The organism is Bacillus sp. FSL R10-2201, from assembly GCF_038008665.1.
GTDB lineage: Bacteria > Bacillota > Bacilli > Bacillales > Bacillaceae_G > Bacillus_A > Bacillus_A mycoides.
This window is the reverse complement of the sequence record NZ_JBBOZP010000001.1, coordinates 4729190-4748867: the sequence shown is the minus strand read 5'-3', so window position 1 is coordinate 4748867 and position 19678 is coordinate 4729190. Positions and strand designations below refer to the sequence as shown.

The window sequence follows — 19678 nt, the reverse complement described above, 5'->3', positions numbered from 1 at the left end:
AAAAAAAGCGCAGGCGGCTCGCTCAGAACAAGAGGGCGCTAAAGCAAAGAATGGAAGCAACAAAGGTTTATAAAAAAATGAGAGCCAGCTTCTTTCAAAATGAGAAAAGCGGCTTATGAAAATATGAAGGAGGAAATTTTCATGGAAAAAACAGTAGGAAATGCGGTTAAAGGCGGTAGCTTTTTAGTAGAGGAAATTACAATTGATCAAGTGTTTACGCCAGAAGATTTTTCATCTGAGCATAAAATGATTGCAAAAACGACAGAGGACTTTATCGTAAATGAAGTTCTTCCGGAGCTTGAATATTTAGAACAACACGAGTTTGATCGTTCTGTGCGTCTTTTAAAAGAAGCTGGTGAACTTGGTTTACTAGGCGCTGACGTACCAGAAGAGTACGGCGGAATTGGTCTTGATAAAGTAAGCTCAGCGTTAATCGCAGAGAAATTCTCGCGCGCTGGTGGTTTTGCAATCACTCACGGTGCTCACGTTGGTATCGGATCGTTACCAATCGTATTATTCGGTAACGAAGAGCAAAAGAAAAAATATTTACCACTACTTGCAACTGGTGAAAAATTAGCGGCATACGCATTAACTGAGCCAGGTTCAGGATCTGACGCATTAGGTGCAAAAACAACTGCACGTTTAAATGCAGAAGGTACGCATTACGTATTAAATGGTGAAAAACAATGGATTACAAACTCTGCATTTGCTGACGTATTTATCGTATACGCAAAAATAGACGGTGAGCACTTCTCAGCATTTATCGTAGAGAAAGACTATGCTGGTGTATCTACAAGCCCTGAAGAGAAGAAAATGGGTATTAAATGTTCTTCAACTCGTACGTTAATTTTAGAAGATGCGTTAGTACCGAAAGAAAACCTACTTGGTGAAATCGGTAAAGGCCATATTATCGCGTTCAACATTTTAAATATCGGTCGTTATAAATTAGGTGTTGGTACAGTTGGATCTGCGAAACGTGCAGTAGAAATTTCAGCACAATATGCAAATCAACGTCAACAATTCAAACAACCAATCGCTCGCTTCCCATTAATTCAAGAGAAACTTGCGAATATGGCAGCGAAAACATATGCAGCTGAAAGCTCTGTATATCGTACAGTAGGTTTATTCGAAAGTCGCATGAGCACATTATCTGAAGAAGAAGTAAAAGACGGTAAAGCAGTAGCAGCTTCTATCGCTGAATATGCAATCGAGTGCTCTTTAAATAAAGTATTCGGTTCTGAAGTGTTAGATTATACAGTAGATGAAGGTGTTCAAATTCACGGTGGTTACGGATTTATGGCAGAGTACGAGATTGAAAGAATGTACCGCGATTCTCGTATTAACCGTATTTTCGAAGGAACGAACGAAATTAACCGCCTAATCGTACCAGGTACGTTCTTACGTAAAGCGATGAAAGGTGAATTACCATTACTACAAAAAGCACAAAAATTACAAGAAGAGTTAATGATGATGATGCCAGAAGAAGTAGGCGATGAGCCATTAGCACTTCAAAAATATTTAGTAAAGAACGCGAAGAAAATCGGTTTAATGGTAGCTGGATTAGCAGCTCAAAAATACGGTAAAGCATTAGATAAAGAGCAAGAAATTCTTGTGAATATCGCTGACATTGTAAGCAATCTTTACGCAATGGAATCAGCTCTTCTTCGTACAGAAAAAGCAATTAAAACAACTGGTCTTGAAAAGAATAAACAAAAAGTGTTATACACTGAAGTATTCTGCCAAGAAGCATTCAACGAAATCGAAGCAGATGCGAAAGAAACACTTATCGCAGTTGAAAATGGCGACATGCTGCGCATGATGTTATCATCATTACGTAAATTAACTCGCCACACACCACTTAACGTAATTCCGAAGAAGCGTGAAATTGCTGCGAAAATTTTAGAAGATGAGCGTTACACAGTTTAATAGCTGTAAAGAACAGTAGTCGTATAAACGGCTACTGTTCTTTTTTTTTGCAAAAATGAAATTTTTAGTGACATAAAACTAATGCCATTAGTATAATAAAACTAATAGCATTAGTTTTTTCGGAAAGGGAGCTGGAAATATGAGAGTGATTCATGAAAAAACGGTATATCAATTGTCATTTTTACCAAGAGTGTTTCCTGTGAATTGTTACTTTGTGGAGGAAGAAGATGGTTTAACTTTAATTGATGCGGCTTTGCCATATAGCGCAAAAGGTATTTTACAGGCGGCTGAGAACATAGGGAAACCCATTACTAAGATTGTATTAACACATGCGCATGATGATCATATCGGTGCACTAGACGCATTAAAGGAAGTACTTCCTAATGTTCCAGTCTATATTTCTAAGCGGGACGCAAAGCTGTTAGAAGGAGATACGACGTTACAAGAGGATGAACCGAATATACCAATAAAAGGCGGTGTACCTAAAAAGGTAAAAACGGTACCTGATGTTTTATTAGAAGATGGCGACCGAGTTGGATCGCTTCTTGCGATTATGACGCCGGGACATACGCCAGGATCCATGTCGTTTCTTGATGTACGAAATAAAGCTCTTATTGTCGGGGATGCATTCCAAACAAGAGGAGGTATGGCTGTTTCGGGTCAAATGAAATTTTGGTTTCCGTTTCCTGCGATGGCAACGTGGAGCAAAGAAATATCATTACAAAGTGCAGAGAAGTTAAGCGAATATGAGCCTTCCTTGCTTGCGGCAGGACATGGGAAAATGATAAAGAATCCAGGCACTGTCATAAAACTTGCTATTAAGGAAGCTAAGCGGAATATAGAAAGTAGGAAAGAAGGTTAATTTATGTCACCGAGAATCGGACTTACATTACAGAAAATTGTAGAAACAGCGGCAGAGATTGCAGATACAAATGGAATACAAGAAGTAACGTTAGCTTCATTAGCGAAAAGATTAGGGGTACGTTCGCCCTCGCTATACAATCATGTGAAAGGTTTACAAGATGTACGGAAAAATCTTGGTATGTACGGAATAAAACAGCTGCATAACAGACTGGAAGAAGCGGCCGAGGGTAAACGTATGGATGAAGCAATTCATGCTTTAGGAGAAGCGTATGTAGCATTCGTACGTAAACATTCTGGATTGTATGAAGCAACTTTTTTACGAGATGAAGAAGTAAGAAAAGCAGGTGACGGAATTGTAAAGCTTTGTCTTCATGTTTTACAACAATACGGCTTAGAAGGAGAGAATGCACTTCATGCGACACGTGGATTCAGAAGTATTTGTCATGGATTTGCGTCGATTGAACAGCAAGGTGGATTTGGTTTGCCGCTAGATTTAGATACAAGTTTACATGTATTATTGGAAACGTTTATTAAAGGATTACATGTAATGAGAGATTGAATAAGAGGCGAGACAACATGAAACCTTAGAAGCGATTCTAAGGTTTTTTAGTGCATAGGATTCCAAAAGAACGGTAGGTGGGCGGATTGAAGTTTCACTTTATCTGTGTTAAAAATAGTTTACATGATGTTAAAAATAAATTACAATTAAAATATATAAAATAATGTAAAATAAGGAGAGGTTATGAAACAGAGTGGGAATTTACAAAATAATCTCGTTGTACTCAGAGCAGAAAAACGCTGGTCACAAACGGATTTAGCGAACAAAGCTGGGGTAAGTAGACAAACGATCGCCTCAATTGAAGCGAATCGTTACAATCCATCTTTAATTTTAGCTTTTGAAATTGCGCATATTTTAGGTAAGGAGTTTCATGAAGTTTTTCAATATAAGATAGAGGGGGAAACGGAATGAGTATTGTAATAGGGATAATAATCTCAGTAGCAGGACTAATAGGTGTTTTATATTCAACACGTTTTCAGAAGAATGAGGGGGAAGATGAAAGAGGCGAGCATATTACAGGGAATGCGGCTAAAATTTCATTGTTTGTATTTTTATTTCTATATTTAATTATCTTTTTAATCGGGAATCTATATTCATTGACAGGCGAACAGTATAAGTTAGCAAATGCATTTTTATTAGCTGGAGTACTTTGTTCGTATGCTTTAACTATCGTAGTTTTAAAAAGAAGATATTAACTGGAAAAGAGTCTCTAATGGTTTAGAGGCTCTTTCTTGTTAAATGATATTATTTTGCAGGTTTGAAAAATGTGTATATGGCTAAGAAAAAGCAAACGAAACTGAATGCAATAGGATCTTGATAGGGGGTAGGTTCAGAGCCTTTCTGGATTTCTGTAAGGAATTCATGGGTTTTCATAGTCGTTGCTCCTTTGTTATGTAGAGTTTATAAAAGGGTGTTTTTCATTAAACTAACGCTTACCAATAGAGTTGCACTAATAAATATTAAGAAAAAAGTGGTATTACGATTTCTATAGTTGTTAAGCGCAATGAACAAAAAACCAATGAGAAATAACATATGTAAAGGTATAGAAGTGAATAGTGGTTTTAAAGTTGATATATCAATCAACAATTTTACATACAGGATTGCATAAACCATTAAGAAGATAACTTTAAAATGTTTTTGCATAAGCATACCTACCTACTAGGGTTTGTTTGGGGATTATATTGTTGTTATAGGTTACCTATTGAAAATTTGTATTTTTCTGTAATTATAACATTTTATTGGATTTATAAATAGACGTGATTGATTTGAAATGTAAGAAAGCTTTTTAATGAATATGATTTAGAAAGAACAGAATACTAAAGGAGAATGAAAGAAGAAAGGTAGGAGTATCCTATGCAAAATTTAACAGAGCTTGAAGTAGAAAACTTACGCCATTTAATTGGTGGACATGCAACAATTATTAATAAATTAGACCAGTATGCACAGGCTTGTACAGATCCACAACTGAAACAAATGTTACAAAAGGATGCACAAGATGCACGAAATACGAAACAGCAATTAATGACTTTCCTAGGATAGGAGGAAGTGAAAGATGAATGAAAAAGATATGGTAAATGATTATTTAGCAGGATTAAATGCAAGTTTAACAAGTTATGCAAATTATATTTCTCAGTCTGATAATGAACAGTTACATCAAACGTTAATCCAAATTCGTAATCAAGATGAGATGCGTCAACGTAATATGTATGAATACGCAAAGCAAAAGAGTTATTACAAGCCGGCAGCACCTGCTAATCCAATGATTGTGCAGCAATTGAAAAGTCAATTAAGTGCGGAATAGTGTGATGAATGAAACGAGCGAATGGATTCGCTCGTTTTTTTGTTTGGTATATGTCAATAAATACATAATAAATATTTTTTCAGTTGTAACAAATATGACGAAAATTAAATATAACAATTCACAAAAAGGACAAAAACTTTGCTCAATGTTTCACAAAGTATCCATGGTTTCTATCGTGAGAACCTCTATAATTAGGGGTGTAAAGAACGAAAGAAATAGACTACATGATCAATTAGGAGAGATTGCTATGAATAGAAACACAAGAAAAATTGCAATTATCGGTACTGGATTAGTTGGATCAAGCTGTGCGTATTCCATTGTAAACCAAGGGATTTGCGAAGAGCTATTGTTAATTGATATAAATCATGAACGTGCAGTTGGAGAAGCGATGGATTTATCGCACTGCATTAACTTTACAAATACAAGAACAAAAGTATATGCCGGAAGCTATGAAGACTGCAAAGATATGGACATTGTTATTATTACAGCAGGACCAGCGCCGAAGCCTGGACAAAGTCGTTTAGACACTTTAGGAGCCAGCGCTAAGATTATGGAGGGTGTTGTTGGCGGCGTAATGGAAAGTGGATTTGATGGCATTTTTTTACTCGCATCGAACCCAGTTGACATTATTACATATCAAGTGTGGAAGCTATCTGGATTACCTAGAAATCGTGTGATTGGTACAGGTACATCACTAGATTCTTCTCGCTTAAGAACAATTTTATCTGAAATGTTACATGTAGATCCTCGTAGTATTCATGGGTATTCATTAGGAGAACATGGTGATTCTCAAATGGTTGCTTGGTCTCACGTAACTGTTGGTGGAAAACCGATTTTACAAATTTTAGAAGAGAAAAAAGACCAATTTGGTGAAATAGATTTAGATGAAATTGTTGAGAAGACTGCAAAAGCTGGATGGGAAATTTATAAGCGCAAAGGAACTACTTATTACGGAATCGGAAATTCTTTAGCTTATATTGCTCGCTCAATTTTCAATGATGATCACCGTGTTATCGCTGTTTCAGCTATTTTAGATGGTGAATATGGCGAATACGATATTTGTACAGGAGTACCAGCAATTATTACTAGAGATGGTATAAGAGAAGTGGTAGAACTAAACTTATCAGAAGATGAAGAAAGTCGCTTTGCAAAATCAAACGATGTTTTACGCGATTATATGAAAACAATTGGTTACTAAATTATAGGAGAAGGTGAAACAAATGAAGGAATATATAATGTCTCGTGTGTTTAAAGCTTCTGCCGGAATCGCACAGGGTATTTTCGTATCCCTTGGAATTGGTTTACTGATCGAAAATATAGGAAGAATTGTTGATATACCATTACTTATTACAATCGGAGTCGTTGCAAAATCACTTATGGCACCAGCAATTGGAGCCGGGATTGCCTTTATGCTCGGTGCAAACGGACTCGTAATTTTCTCAGCGATGGTAGCTGGAGCAATTGGAGCAGGTTCCATTTCAATTACTGAAGCTGGTCTCATCATTAAAACAGGTGAACCAATCGGTGCATTATTAACAGCGACTTTAGCAGTTTATATTGGTAAACGATTAAGCGGAAAAACTGCTTTAGATATGATGCTCGTTCCATTTGCAGCAATATTAGGTTCTGGTTTAGTCGGTATTTGGTTAGCTCAAAATATTAGCCCAGTTTTAAATGCAGTTGGAGCATTCATTAAAGATAGTTCAGCTGGTAGCCCGTTCGTCGCTTCTATCGTGATTGCTGTAGTTTGGGGACTGTTACTTATCTCTCCAGCTTCATCAGCTGCGTTAGCGATAGCGCTTAGCTTAGACGGTGTTGCAGGTGGTGCAGCACTTGCAGGATGTGTTGCTCAATTTATCGGATTCTCTGTTATTTCAGCGAAAGAAAATAATTTAGGTGGCATATTAGCTCAGGCACTTTGTACTCCAAAAGTGCAGTTACCGAACATTACTAAAAATCCAATGATTCTCGTCCCAACTGTCGTCGCCAGTGCAATAGTTGGCCCAGTATCGGCACTAATTTTCCAACTGGAAGCAGGAAAAGAAATTGCAGGTCTTGGATTAAGCTCTCTTATCGCACCAATTAATTTAATTTCCAGCCAAGGGTGGGAAGTTGTCCCAGCGATGGTAATCACTTATATCATCATTCCAGTAGCTGTTTCTTATATACTGTACATTGCTCTTAAAAAAGCAGGTCGTATTCATTCTGGTGACATGACTGTACCACAATCTTAATTTGAAAATCTCCTTAATAATAGATAAAAGCAGACTGAAGCCACAGTCTGCTTTTTTACATTTTATGATTTTGTTTTACTGGAACTGTCACTGTTTCTTTTGCTAATAACAACTGAACGCCGAAGTAAAGTACGCTTGCAAGCGTCATTCCAGAAATGGCGTCTACAAATGCATGCTGCTTCGTAAATAATGTTGATAAAATAATAAGCGTACCGAAGAAAGTAAGGATGTAATATTCCAAAGTATGCTGTTCTCTACGCTTAAAGGCAGCTAACATAATTACAAATGTCGTAAGGACATGAATGCTTGGGAAACAGTTTACTGGTTGATCAATACTATAAATATAGCGGACTAGTTCGGAAAATACATCTGTTCCAACGACGGTTGGGCGTGGTACAGTTGTCTGCCAAAAAAAGTAAATCGAAAAACAAGCAAGTTTTCCAAGAATTACACTACTTAAAGTGACATAATATTGCTTTCGATCAGCAAAACAGTAATAAATAAGTGCACCGTATAAGTATGGAAACCAAAGTAAGTAAGGAATAATAAATGCTTTCACAAATGGAATCCAATCATCTACTACAGTTGTGACATCTACTGCGTGAACAGTAGATTTATTTAATACGTCGTAAAGGGGACTTACGAGTACGAGTAGAAGTATATAACTTAACGGAAGAAGAGATGAAAGTTTAAATTTCTTCATGATAATCTCCTATGTTTTAGTAATGTAAATAAATTCAATTGATTATAATATAGAAAATCCAATTGGGCTATCGATTTTACTTACATTTTCTTGAATTCACCTTACATTTTTGTCACTTGACTTAAAAGAGGGGGAGGGTGCTATATGAAGCGTTCACTGTATTTCTTAGTTTTTATATTGTTATGCCTAGTGAGTACTGGGTGTGCAAAGGATAAAGAAGGAGAGAATTTAGAATATAACGGGAGAGCACTCGTCATTGGAGTTGTTGGTGAAAAGCCGAAAGATACATTTAGAAATATAAAGTTTGAAAAAGTGAAGTTAGAAGAACTGAAAAAGGAATCTGGAGCAGTAGATGGTTTTCTAATAATGAAAGAGCACTTTCAAGAAGCTTCGAAAGAGCAGTATAAAGATTTATTTTTATCGTTAAAGAAACCAGTGTTTTTTATTGGCTTACAAGATAAATCATATTCGACTTTTATTACAAAAAATATAGAGTATAACAGTGCACCAAAAGATGTAAATGCTATGTATGCGCAAGGTTTTGCAAATATTGGAAGTGGCGAAGGGCAACAATGGGGAGTAGGTTTATCGAATGGTGGAAATACAGAAGAAAGTATTCATAATATGTATATAGTAGTATTTCAAACCATTTCGGACTATTTAAGTCGATGATGAAGGAGCCTGTAAAAGGACTTCTTATTTTTTAAATAAAGTGAAACTTTAATCAGTGGGGGGGTGTCCATCCCCCCACTGATTATTAGCCCGCACCAATCAGGCTTTTACGGGCAGTTATCTCCCACCTAACTTCCTCGCATTTGCCGAATTTCGAGGTGGGAGTCTTACTGCCCGCAAATAGCGTGATAAACGTTTGTTTAAGATATATGTTCGGTATAGAAAATCATGTATTCCAAAGGTGATATAGAAAAACATGAAATTAATCAAACGTTTGTTTAAGAGGTATGTTCGGTATGGAAGAATTCATGTATTCCAAAGGTTGGGGTAGAAAAACATGAAATTAATCAAACGTTTGTTTAAGGTATATGTTCGGTATAAAAGAATCTACGTATTCCGAAGGTTGAGGTAGAAAAATATGAAATTAATCAAACGTTTGTTTAAGATATATGTTCGGCGTGGGATGAGAAAAAATTTTTAAAAAATTATATATTTATTTTTTCTTAATAAATGGCGGAAAAATAAGAAAAATTAGCAGGATTATTAAAAATTATCACGAAATAAGTAAAAGTTTAGCGAATAATCGTTTGAAATAATAAAATGTTTTCTATATGATAAAGGTAAAGGTTAGTAAAAAAGTAGGTGAATTTATGACAGTAACATTTTATTCATATCCAAAATGTGGCACATGTCAAAAAGCAAAGAAATGGTTTGAGGCAAACGATGTAGCATATGAGATGATTCATATTGTTGAAAATCCACCGTCAAAAGAAGATTTACGTAATTTACATGAGAAAAGTGAATTACCATTAAAAAAATTCTTTAATACAAGTGGAATGCGTTACCGCGAACTTGGTTTAAAAGATAAGTTAAAGGATGCAAGCGAAGACGAAATGTATGAGCTTTTAGCATCTGATGGCATGTTGATTAAACGTCCAATTGTAACAGATGGAACGAGTGTAACACTTGGTTTTAACGAAGAGCAGTTTGAAAGTGTGTGGAAAAAGTACCAATAAGGTATTTTTACATAATTAATACATTCACTGGAGGTACAGTCATGAGCATTCCAAATAATTTACGTTACTCTGAAGAACACGAATGGGTAAAAACAGAAGGTAATGCGGTTGTTATCGGTATTACTCATTTTGCGCAAGGTGAGTTAGGCGATATCGTATTCGTTGAACTTCCTGAAGTAGGTGCAACAATCCAAGCTGACGAGCCATTCGGAAGCGTAGAATCTGTTAAAACAGTTTCTGAATTATACGCACCTGTAAGTGGTAAAGTTGTAGCAGTAAACGAAGAATTAAGTGACCAACCAGAACTAGTTAACGAATCTCCATACGAGGGTGCATGGATGGTTAAAGTTGAACTTTCTGATGCAAGCCAAGTTGAGAAGTTATTAACTGCAGAAAAATATGCAGAAATGACAAACCAAGACTAATTATAGTCGAAGAAAAAGGACAGCCTTTGTGCTGTCCTTTTTTATGTTGTGTACATAATGAATTTAAAAACATATATATTAATTATTATGTAGGAGAACGTTTTTGAAAAACTTTTTTCATGTAGGCTTCATGCTGAGCAAGCCGCTTGAGCTTTTCGTTATGATCCAGCTCCAGCGGCTAGATTGTTCGGTGGCTTCGCTTCTTCCTACAAGGCAAAAAGCGCCTTTACGTCAGAAGCTCCATCCCCCTCACAATCTGAGCGAGCCGCTTGCGCTTTTCTTTTGCAAAAATAAACAGGAAACAACATGAAAATAACGAATATACTATATACTAAGTTAAAGGTTGTATAGTATATGGTGATCGGGTGATGACATATGATTTATGTGGAAAAAGTCATTATTGTAGAAGGTAAATCGGATAGAAGAAAGATTGAATCTATTATTCGTGAACCAGTGGAAATTGTTTGTACAAATGGTACAATTGGTTTGTCGAAAATGGATGAGCTCATTGATCAATTTTTTGATAAGGACGTATATGTGCTAGTGGATGCTGATGATGCAGGAGAAAAGTTAAGGAAACAATTCCGAAAAGAATTTCCGCAAGCAGAGCATATTTATATTGATCGCTCGTATCGCGAGGTGGCGACTGCACCTTCTTCACATTTAGCAAATGTATTATGGGGAGCAGACATTGACGTTTATACAGAATATTTACGGTAAGGAATGATAGAAGTGATTGATTGGACAGGTGCCGAAGCTACAGCCCTAATAGGAAATGAAGAAAAAACAGTGTTATATGTGTATACACCAATGTGTGGAACATGCCAATTGGCAAAGAAGATGTTAACGGTCGTTGAGATGACGATTGAAGATTTGAAAATTGGAATGTTAGATTTAAATTATGCCCCGCATTTAGCGAAAGAGTATGGGATAGAAAGTGTACCGTGTTTACTTATTTTTGAAAATGGGACACTGATGAAGAAAATATATGCATTTCATTCGGTTGAATATTTATATACGGAATTAAAGTAGGCGGCAAAGTTTTTGCCGCCTCGACATATTTCTTGGGAAATATGTCGACATGCGTGATAGATACAGTATTTGTCGAGCGAAAATAACAGGATTGCCCTTTAATAAGAGGGAATGGTATGTAATAGAAAGTGATATGAGGGATGTGGTTTAGGATGAAATTATATTCTTTGCTTCAATCATTTGTAAATTACGCTAATGGTCAATATCATTTAGAACCGCTTTTAAGGCAAGGAGAAAGAACTGTTAATTTTCGTTTTGGAGATGAATGCTGTTCGTTACAAATTTCAAGAGATTATATAGAACTTTTGAAAGAGGCGAGAGGAACGGAACAAATCGTTTGTTTAGAGGAAGAGGATGTACAAAAGTTAGTGACTGGAAATATGAGGTTGCAAAAGTTAATGAGTGATGGACGGGTACAATATTCTGGAACGTATCGAACGATGTTATTAGTTGAATCGATGTTTCATATATGTAAACCGATGTCAGTCGGAGCTTAAAATTCTGAAGTTTCTTTTTTTACGAAAATTTCTGTTGACAGAGCGTGTGGATATTGATACAATTCAATTCATAAAATATAGACAATTTCATAAATTTTAAATCAGACGAAAATTTAATCTGATTTCTCTTATTAAGAGAGGTGGAGGGACTGTGCCCTGTGAAGCCCGGCAACCGTCAACTTATGTTGAAATGGTGCCAATTCCTGCAAAGCAAATGCTTTGAGAGATGAGAGAGAGGGATAATGTTGTTATATACGCATATAAACCTTTCTGCTTCTCTAGAAGTGGAAAGGTTTTTTGTTGTTTGAATGCGGAGGACATTCAAATAATAAGAGGAGCTATAATGATGGACTACACGCATGAAAAATAAAAAAATGCGGAGTCTATCCAAAGTTTTATGAAATCTAGCTCCAGCGGCTAGAACAGTCGGTCGTTTCATCCCTTCCTATGAGGCAAAAAGCGCCTCTACGTCTGGGATTCCAACGCCCTCTTGTTCTAAGCGAGCCGCTTGCGCTTTTTATTTAAAAAAGGGGTGAACATCATGATTTTATTAGAAAATGTAAAGAAAATATATAAGGCAAAAAGCGGTGATGTCACTGCTGTAGATAACGCCAACTTAAAAGTAGATAAGGGTGAAATATTTGGTGTTATTGGATATAGTGGCGCTGGGAAAAGTTCGTTAATCAGATTGTTTAATCAGTTAGAGAAACCAACTTCTGGCCAAATTACAATTGCGAATCGTGTGATTTCAGCGATTACTGGAAATGAACTTCGTAAGGCAAGACAAGAAATCGGAATGATTTTTCAGCATTTTAACTTACTTTGGTCACGAACTGTGCGTGAAAATATCGCATTCCCACTTGAAATTGCAGGTGTCGATAAGGCGGAGAGAAGAAAACGTGTCGATGAGTTAATTCATCTTGTTGGATTAGAAGGAAGAGGAGACGCGTACCCATCTCAGCTAAGTGGTGGACAAAAGCAGCGCGTCGGGATTGCAAGAGCGTTAGCAAATAATCCACAAGTACTTTTATGTGATGAAGCAACGTCAGCTCTTGATCCGGAAACGACAGATCAAATTTTAGATTTATTGTTAGATATTAATAAGCGTCTCGGCTTAACAATTGTATTGATTACGCATGAGATGCACGTTATTCGCAAAATTTGTAATCGAGTTGCTGTAATGGAGAAAGGGAAGATCGTAGAAACGGGTCCAGTACTTGACGTATTCCGTAATCCACAGCAAGACATTACAAAACGATTTGTACAGCAGTTAACTGATTCTGAAGATACGAATGAAACGATTGAAAGTTTAATAGAAAAGTATCCAGCTGGAAAAGTAATTCGTTTGCAGTTTGTCGGTGAAGCGGTAGAAAGACCGGTACTTCAAAGGTTAATGCAGCGCGGTGATATAGAAGTTAGCATTTTGCAAGGAAATATCGCGCAAACGAATAACGGCTCTTACGGAAGTTTAGTCGTTCATTTAAATGGTGAAGAAACAGCGATCCAGCAAGCAATAGAAGGGATTCATCAAGATCAAGTAGAGCTGGAGGTGATTGCACATGGATAAGTTAATCGCAAATATTGATTGGAATCAAATGTTAGAAGCAACTGGTGAAACGTTATATATGACGGCAATCGCAGCACTTGCCACATTTGTTTTAGGACTTATTTTAGGACTATTACTCTTTATGACAGCGAAAGATAATTTATGGGAAAATAAAGCGATTAATACGGTGATTGGAGCGTTCGTAAACATTTTCCGTTCTATACCGTTCATCATTTTAATTATTTTATTAATCCCGTTCACAAAGATTCTTCTTGGAACAATACTCGGAGCGAGTGCAGCGCTGCCAGCTTTAATTATTGGAGCGGCACCATTTTACGCGAGAATGGTTGAAATCGCGCTTCGTGAGATTGATAAAGGTGTAATTGAAGCTTCAAAAGCGATGGGAGCAAAAACAAGCACAATTATTTTGAAGGTGTTAATTCCAGAATCGTTACCAGCGTTAGTATCTGGTATTACGGTTACGACTATTGCTTTAGTAGGCTATACAGCAATGGCAGGTGTTGTTGGTGCTGGTGGTCTTGGAACACTTGCTTACTTAGAGGGATTCCAGCGTGGAAATAACGATGTAACAATCGTTGCGACAATTTGTGTATTACTCGTTGTATTTTTAATTCAGTGGATTGGTGATAGTTTAACGACTCGAATAGATAAAAGATAATGAAAACAGGGGGATATTTCAAATGAAAAAATTATTACTTACAGCACTTATTTCAACTTCAATTTTTGGGTTAGCTGCTTGCGGCGGGAAAGATAAAGATGAAAAGAAACTTGTTGTTGGTGCTTCTAACGTACCGCACGCTGAAATTTTAGAAAAGGCAAAACCGTTACTTGAGAAAAAAGGAATTGAGCTAGAAATTAAAAAATTCCAAGACTACGTATTACCAAATAAATCGTTAGCGGATAAGGAATTAGATGCAAACTACTTCCAGCACATTCCGTATTTAGAAAAAGAGATTAAAGATAAGAAATATGATTTTGAAATAGCAGGAAAAATTCATTTAGAACCGATTGGTGTGTATTCTCAAAAATATAAGAGCTTAAAAGAACTTCCAAACGGGGCGACAATTATTATGAGTAATTCTGTTACTGATCATGGTCGTGGTTTAGCAATTTTACAAAAAGAAGGCATTTTAAAAATTAAAGACGGAGTAGAGCCAGTTAAAGCAACTCCAAAAGATATTGCGGATAATCCGAAAAACTTAAAGTTCAAAACAGATATCGAGCCTGGTTTATTGCCACAAGTGTATAACAATAAAGAAGGCGATGCGGTTCTAATTAATTCTAACTATGCAATTGATGCGAAATTAAACCCAGAAAAAGACGCGATTGCAATTGAAGGAAATGATTCTCCATACGCAAACGTAGTAGCTGTTCGTAAAGGCGATAAAGATAAAAAAGAGATTAAAGCTCTTATAGAAGTACTGCATTCTAAAGAAATTGAAGACTTTATTACTAAAGAATATAAAGGGGCAGTTGTTCCTGTAAAAGAATAATTGTGGAAAAAGGGCTGGTGTATGCCGGTCCTTTTTTTACTACATAACTATAGGGGAGAAGGGGACATCATATGAAAAAGATTCTATTGTCAGTTGTTACAGCACTGTCTGTATTTACATTAGCTGCTTGCGGGGGGAAAGATGAGAATAAGCTTGTCGTTGGCGCTTCTAATATACCGCACGCTGTTATTTTAGAAAAGGCACAGCCAATATTAGAGAAAAAGGGCATTAAGTTAGAGATAAAAAAATTCCAGGATTATGTTTTACCAAATAAGGCATTAGCTGATAAAGAAATCGATGCAAATTATTTTCAACATATCCCTTATTTAGATAAAGAGATTCAAGAAAAAGGATACAAAATTGTAAATGCAGGAAAAATTCATTTAGAGCCAATGGGCATTTATTCTAAGAAATATAAAAGCTTAAAAGAACTTCCAGATGGCGGAACAGTTATTATGAGTAATAACGTAGCGGAGCGTGGCCGTATGCTCGCATTGTTACAAAAAGGCGGCGCTATTAAATTAAAAGACGGTGTAGATGTTGTTAAAGCAACAGTAAAAGATGTTGTAGAAAATCCGAAAAATTTAAAGTTTAAAACAGATGTAGAACCTGGACTTTCACCGAAGCTGTACGAAAACAATGAAGGTGATGCTTTATTTATTAATTCAAACTACGCAATTGATGCGAAATTAAATCCAACAAAGGATGCAATTGCAATTGAAGGATCAGACTCTCCTTATGCAAATATTATCGCAGTTCGTAAAGGTGACGAGAAGAAAAAAGAAATTAAAGAGTTAGTAGACGTATTGCATTCAAAAGAAATTCAAGACTTTATCAATAAAGAATATAAAGGTGCTGTACTTCCAGTAAATGAATAGGTGCTGGGAAGGACTGGGAATAACCCAGTCCTTTTTTCTTTATATATATAAGAAGAAAGGTGTATCATAAGAGGATGTAAAGGAAATACTTATATACATTTGTGAAAAAATTGTTACATTTTCTTAGTGTTTGCGATATCATTTTATTTGATATAAGATTAGAATGAGAATAAAATGAGAATATGAACGTTTTAGTAATTTTTAAAATGTATATAGAGGATTAATGGAGGTATTGAGATGGCTGGTTCTACATTAACGGTTAAAGACTTACACGTATCAATCGATGGCAAAGAAATTTTAAAAGGTGTAAACCTTGAAGTAAAAGGTGGAGAAATCCACGCAATTATGGGACCTAACGGAACAGGTAAATCAACTTTATCTTCTGCGATTATGGGTCACCCAAAGTATGAAGTAACAGAAGGTAGCATCATCATCGACGGTGAAGATGTATTAGAAATGGAAGTAGATGAGCGTGCGCTAGCAGGTCTATTCTTAGCAATGCAATATCCAAGTGAAATTAGCGGAGTAACAAACGCGGACTTCTTACGTTCTGCAATTAATGCACGTCGTGAAGAAGGCGATGAAATTTCTCTTATGAAATTTATCCGTACTTTAGATAAAAACATGGAATTCCTAGAAATGGATCCAGAAATGGCACAACGTTACTTAAACGAAGGTTTCTCTGGTGGAGAGAAAAAACGTAACGAAATTCTTCAATTAATGATGATTGAGCCAAAAATCGCAATCTTAGATGAAATCGACTCAGGTCTTGATATCGATGCATTAAAAGTTGTATCTAAAGGTATTAACCAAATGCGCGGCGAAGAGTTCGGCTGCCTAATGATTACGCATTACCAACGTTTATTAAACTACATCACTCCAGACTTCGTTCACGTTATGATGAACGGTCGTATCGTTAAATCTGGTGGCCCTGAGCTTGCACAACGTCTAGAAGCTGAAGGTTACGACTGGATTAAAAAAGAATTAGGTATTGAAGACGAAACAGCAGAGCAAGAAGCGTAAGAGAGGAGCATAAACATGACAATCGGTACATTACCTTTCGATCAAGAAACAATCCGTCAGCGCGCAAGCGAAGTAAACGAAGCTGCTTGGTTGACTGAGTTCCGCTTACAAGCTCTTGCACAAGCAACTGAACTTCCAATGCCAACGCCTGATAAAACGAAAATTGAAAAATGGGACTTTATCGGAAAAGGCGACGCTGCTAAGCAAGAGCCTGTAAGTTCTTTAACAGAGCTTCCAGAAGCAGTGAAAAACTTAATCGATGAAAATAACAGCGTATTAGTACAACGTACTGGTACAACTGCTTTCGTTTCTTTAGCAGACGAAGCAAAAGAAAAAGGTGTTATTTTTACAGACATCGTAACAGCTGCAACAGAGCATGCTGAATTAGTACAAAAGTACTTAATGAAAGACGGCGTGAAAGTAGACGAGCATCGTCTAACTGCACTTCATGCTGCATTAATCAACGGCGGTGCATTCGTATATGTTCCGAAAAACGTTGTTCTTGAAACTCCACTTCAAGCTGTATTCTTAGTAGACGGCGAAGAAGCTAACGTATATAACCACGTATTATTCGTAGCTGATGCGAACAGTACTGTAACATATGTAGAAAACTACGTTGCAAATGAAAATGCTAAAGGTATTGCAAATATCGTAGCAGAAGTAATCGTGGAACAAGGCGCACAAGTGAAATTCGGTGCGGTTGATCTATTAGCAAAAGACGTAACAACTTACGTTAACCGCCGTGGAATTGTTGGACGCGACGGCCGCATTGATTGGGCTTTAGGCCTTATGAATGACGGAAATACAATCTCAGAGAACGTTACGAACTTAATGGGCGACGGATCATATGCTGATACAAAAACAGTAACAATTGGTCGTGGTAACCAAACACAAAACTTTACAACTAAAGTTGTTCACTTCGGTAAACACTCTGAAGGTTGGATTTTAAAACACGGTGTACAAAAAGATAGTGCAACATCTATCTTTAACGGAATTGGTAAGATTGAACACGGTGCATCTAAATCAAATGCACAACAATCTTCTCGCGTTCTTATGTTAGATGAGAAAGCTCGCGGTGATGCAAACCCAATTCTTTTAATCGACGAAGATGATGTAATGGCAGGTCACGCAGCTTCAGTAGGCCGCGTAGATCCATACCAATTATACTACTTGATGAGCCGTGGGATTCCAAAACGCGAAGCAGAACGTTTAGTCATCCATGGATTCTTAGCACCTGTAGTAAATGAGCTTCCAATTGAAGGAGTAAAGGCACAGCTTGTTGAGGTAATTGAAAGGAAAGTTCGCTAATGAATATTCATGAAATACGCAAACAGTTTCCAATTCTTGATCAAAAAGTGAACGGCAAACAACTTGTTTATTTCGATAGTGCAGCAACTTCTCAAAAACCAATTCAAGTCATTGAAACGTTAGAACGTTATTATAAAGAATATAATTCTAACGTGCATCGCGGTGTTCATACGCTCGGTACGAAAGCTACCGACGCGTATGAAGGTGCACGTGAGAAAGTTCGCAAGTTTATTAATGCGAAATCAATGGAAGAGATTATTTTCACGCGCGGAACGACAACTGCATTAAATACAGTAGCAGCTAGCTATGGTCTTGATAATGTAAAAGAAGGCGATGAAATCGTCATCTCTTACATGGAGCACCATAGTAACATCATTCCGTGGCAACAAGTTGCGAAGAAAACTGGTGCAACTTTAAAATACCTTCCGCTTCAACTAGACGGTACAATTTCTTTAGAAGATGTTCGTCAAACAGTTACACCGAATACAAAAATCGTTTCTATCATGCACGTTTCTAACGTACTTGGAACGATTAACCCTGTAAAAGAAATCGGAGCAATCGCACATGAAAACGGTGCAATCATGATCGTTGATGGAGCACAAAGTGCACCTCATATGAAAGTGGATGTACAAGATTTAAACTGTGATTTCTACGCATTATCTGCTCATAAGATGTGCGGACCAACAGGTGTCGGCGTATTATATGGTAAGAAAGAATTGCTAAACAATATGGAACCAATTGAATTTGGTGGTGAAATGATTGATTTCGTAGACTTACAAGAGTCTACTTGGAAAGAGCTTCCGTGGAAGTTCGAAGCAGGTACACCGATTATCGGTAATGCAATCGGACTTGGTGCGGCAATTGATTTCCTAGAAGAAATCGGTCTTCATAATATTGAAAAGCATGAACATGAATTAGCGCAATACGCTTTAGAGAGACTATCAGAAGTAGATGGCGTTACAATTTATGGTCCAAAGCATCGCGCTGGTCTAGTTACATTTAATATTGAAGACGTACATCCTCACGATGTAGCAACTGTATTAGATGTAGAAGGCATTGCGGTTCGCGCAGGACATCACTGTGCACAACCGCTTATGAAGTGGCTAAAAGCTTCTTCTACAGCACGTGCGAGCTTCTATTTATATAATACAAAAGAAGAAATTGATACATTTGTTGAATCACTAATCAAGACAAAGGAGTATTTCACAAATGTCATTTAATAATTTAGATACGTTATATCGTCAAGTTATTATGGATCATTATAAAAATCCTCGTAACCATGGCGTGTTAGAAGATAGTGTTACCGTTAACTTGAACAATCCAACTTGCGGCGATCGTATTCAACTTACGATGAAAGTAGAAGAGGGTATTGTACAAGAAGCGAAGTTTGAAGGCGAAGGATGTTCAATTTCAATGTCTTCAGCTTCAATGATGACACAAGCAGTAAAAGGAAAGAAAATTGAAGAGGCCCTTAAGCTTTCTAAAATTTTCTCTGACATGATGCTAGGAAAAGAGTATGATGACAGCATTGATTTAGGAGATATTGAAGCATTACAAGGCGTATGCAAGTTCCCGGCACGTATTAAATGTGCAACATTAGCGTGGAAAGCGTTAGAAAAGGGCTTAAACGAAGATAAGTAATGTTAAAGGTTCCTAAAAACGAGGTTATATAAGGAGGGA

The 19678-nt window shown here is 36.8% G+C and carries 25 protein-coding genes and 1 riboswitch; of the genes, 24 read left to right on the top strand and 1 reads right to left on the bottom strand.

From position 1 onward, the window contains the following. The first annotated feature begins 141 nt into the window (after positions 1 to 141). The 9 genes from NSQ69_RS24790 (at position 142) to NSQ69_RS24750 (ending at position 7384) form a co-directional block, all read left to right on the top strand. Entirely contained in the window at positions 142 to 1926 is a 1785-nt protein-coding gene (locus tag NSQ69_RS24790; protein WP_002089410.1) for an acyl-CoA dehydrogenase family protein, read from the top strand. Positions 1927 to 2065: 139 nt separating this feature from the next. Then, positions 2066 to 2788, top strand: coding sequence for an MBL fold metallo-hydrolase (locus tag NSQ69_RS24785; RefSeq protein WP_002129770.1), 723 nt, complete (start codon positions 2066 to 2068; stop codon positions 2786 to 2788). A 3-nt stretch (positions 2789 to 2791) separates the two neighbouring features. Next, positions 2792 to 3349 carry a TetR/AcrR family transcriptional regulator gene (locus NSQ69_RS24780; protein ID WP_002129767.1) on the top strand — a complete coding sequence of 186 codons (558 nt, stop codon included), beginning with the start codon at positions 2792 to 2794 and terminating at the stop codon, positions 3347 to 3349. Between the two features lie 183 nt (positions 3350 to 3532). After that, entirely contained in the window at positions 3533 to 3760 is a 228-nt protein-coding gene (locus tag NSQ69_RS24775; RefSeq protein WP_000813830.1) for a helix-turn-helix transcriptional regulator, read from the top strand. Further along, positions 3757 to 4044: a DUF2178 domain-containing protein gene (locus NSQ69_RS24770; protein WP_000029290.1), complete on the top strand. Its 288-nt coding sequence runs from the start codon at positions 3757 to 3759 to the stop codon at positions 4042 to 4044. Before NSQ69_RS24775 ends, NSQ69_RS24770 begins: the two co-directional genes overlap by 4 nt. 658 nt (positions 4045 to 4702) lie before the next feature. After that, the gene (locus NSQ69_RS24765; RefSeq protein WP_001180550.1) at positions 4703 to 4888 is read left to right on the top strand and encodes a hypothetical protein; all 186 of its coding nucleotides are present in this window, start codon (positions 4703 to 4705) and stop codon (positions 4886 to 4888) included. A 13-nt stretch (positions 4889 to 4901) separates the two neighbouring features. Next, positions 4902 to 5150 (top strand): spore coat protein, encoded by a 249-nt coding sequence (locus NSQ69_RS24760; protein WP_001002992.1) that lies wholly within the window; start codon positions 4902 to 4904, stop codon positions 5148 to 5150. A 247-nt stretch (positions 5151 to 5397) separates the two neighbouring features. After that, complete coding sequence (locus NSQ69_RS24755; RefSeq protein ID WP_033713146.1) at positions 5398 to 6348, top strand: L-lactate dehydrogenase; 951 nt, start codon at positions 5398 to 5400, stop codon at positions 6346 to 6348. 22 nt (positions 6349 to 6370) lie between these two features. After that, entirely contained in the window at positions 6371 to 7384 is a 1014-nt protein-coding gene (locus NSQ69_RS24750; RefSeq protein ID WP_000666164.1) for a PTS transporter subunit IIC, read from the top strand. Between the two features lie 55 nt (positions 7385 to 7439). Here NSQ69_RS24750 and NSQ69_RS24745 read toward each other — a convergent pair whose 3' ends face one another. After that, the gene (locus NSQ69_RS24745; RefSeq protein WP_197218819.1) at positions 7440 to 8087 is read right to left on the bottom strand and encodes a phosphatase PAP2 family protein; all 648 of its coding nucleotides are present in this window, start codon (positions 8085 to 8087) and stop codon (positions 7440 to 7442) included. Between the two features lie 144 nt (positions 8088 to 8231). Between NSQ69_RS24745 and NSQ69_RS24740 the strand changes: the two genes are divergently transcribed. The 15 genes from NSQ69_RS24740 (at position 8232) to sufU (ending at position 19639) form a co-directional block, all read left to right on the top strand. Beyond that, positions 8232 to 8759, top strand: coding sequence for a hypothetical protein (locus NSQ69_RS24740; RefSeq protein ID WP_033730842.1), 528 nt, complete (start codon positions 8232 to 8234; stop codon positions 8757 to 8759). A gap of 650 nt (positions 8760 to 9409) precedes the next feature. Then, positions 9410 to 9775 carry an arsenate reductase family protein gene (locus NSQ69_RS24735; protein ID WP_002129756.1) on the top strand — a complete coding sequence of 122 codons (366 nt, stop codon included), beginning with the start codon at positions 9410 to 9412 and terminating at the stop codon, positions 9773 to 9775. Positions 9776 to 9816: 41 nt separating this feature from the next. Continuing rightward, entirely contained in the window at positions 9817 to 10200 is a 384-nt protein-coding gene (gcvH, locus tag NSQ69_RS24730) for a glycine cleavage system protein GcvH (RefSeq protein ID WP_000026895.1), read from the top strand. A gap of 103 nt (positions 10201 to 10303) precedes the next feature. Further along, a complete protein-coding gene (locus tag NSQ69_RS24725; protein WP_215563733.1) occupies positions 10304 to 10510 on the top strand; it encodes a hypothetical protein in 207 nt (68 codons plus the stop codon). A 65-nt stretch (positions 10511 to 10575) separates the two neighbouring features. Next, positions 10576 to 10920 carry a toprim domain-containing protein gene (locus NSQ69_RS24720; RefSeq protein ID WP_000640865.1) on the top strand — a complete coding sequence of 115 codons (345 nt, stop codon included), beginning with the start codon at positions 10576 to 10578 and terminating at the stop codon, positions 10918 to 10920. A 3-nt stretch (positions 10921 to 10923) separates the two neighbouring features. Next, the gene (locus tag NSQ69_RS24715) at positions 10924 to 11232 is read left to right on the top strand and encodes a thioredoxin family protein (RefSeq protein ID WP_002015940.1); all 309 of its coding nucleotides are present in this window, start codon (positions 10924 to 10926) and stop codon (positions 11230 to 11232) included. Between the two features lie 152 nt (positions 11233 to 11384). Beyond that, positions 11385 to 11729, top strand: a complete 345-nt coding sequence (locus tag NSQ69_RS24710) for a hypothetical protein (RefSeq protein ID WP_002015939.1) — start codon at positions 11385 to 11387, stop codon at positions 11727 to 11729. Positions 11730 to 11854: 125 nt separating this feature from the next. Continuing rightward, positions 11855 to 11962: riboswitch (SAM riboswitch) on the top strand. Between the two features lie 308 nt (positions 11963 to 12270). Continuing rightward, a complete protein-coding gene (locus NSQ69_RS24705; protein ID WP_341099770.1) occupies positions 12271 to 13296 on the top strand; it encodes a methionine ABC transporter ATP-binding protein in 1026 nt (341 codons plus the stop codon). Further along, complete coding sequence (locus tag NSQ69_RS24700) at positions 13289 to 13954, top strand: methionine ABC transporter permease (protein WP_002129754.1); 666 nt, start codon at positions 13289 to 13291, stop codon at positions 13952 to 13954. The genes NSQ69_RS24705 and NSQ69_RS24700 overlap by 8 nt, the downstream gene beginning before the upstream one ends. A gap of 22 nt (positions 13955 to 13976) precedes the next feature. Next, the gene (gene metQ, locus NSQ69_RS24695) at positions 13977 to 14789 is read left to right on the top strand and encodes a methionine ABC transporter substrate-binding lipoprotein MetQ (RefSeq protein ID WP_002015935.1); all 813 of its coding nucleotides are present in this window, start codon (positions 13977 to 13979) and stop codon (positions 14787 to 14789) included. Positions 14790 to 14860: 71 nt separating this feature from the next. Further along, the gene (gene metQ / locus NSQ69_RS24690; protein WP_003192184.1) at positions 14861 to 15667 is read left to right on the top strand and encodes a methionine ABC transporter substrate-binding lipoprotein MetQ; all 807 of its coding nucleotides are present in this window, start codon (positions 14861 to 14863) and stop codon (positions 15665 to 15667) included. Positions 15668 to 15904: 237 nt separating this feature from the next. Beyond that, positions 15905 to 16690 carry a Fe-S cluster assembly ATPase SufC gene (sufC, locus tag NSQ69_RS24685; RefSeq protein WP_002034576.1) on the top strand — a complete coding sequence of 262 codons (786 nt, stop codon included), beginning with the start codon at positions 15905 to 15907 and terminating at the stop codon, positions 16688 to 16690. Between the two features lie 15 nt (positions 16691 to 16705). Continuing rightward, complete coding sequence (gene sufD / locus NSQ69_RS24680; RefSeq protein ID WP_002129751.1) at positions 16706 to 17998, top strand: Fe-S cluster assembly protein SufD; 1293 nt, start codon at positions 16706 to 16708, stop codon at positions 17996 to 17998. After that, positions 17998 to 19218: a cysteine desulfurase SufS gene (gene sufS, locus NSQ69_RS24675; RefSeq protein WP_002015930.1), complete on the top strand. Its 1221-nt coding sequence runs from the start codon at positions 17998 to 18000 to the stop codon at positions 19216 to 19218. Before sufD ends, sufS begins: the two co-directional genes overlap by 1 nt. Continuing rightward, positions 19208 to 19639: a Fe-S cluster assembly sulfur transfer protein SufU gene (gene sufU, locus NSQ69_RS24670; protein ID WP_002089369.1), complete on the top strand. Its 432-nt coding sequence runs from the start codon at positions 19208 to 19210 to the stop codon at positions 19637 to 19639. The genes sufS and sufU overlap by 11 nt, the downstream gene beginning before the upstream one ends. Positions 19640 to 19678 lie beyond the last annotated feature (39 nt).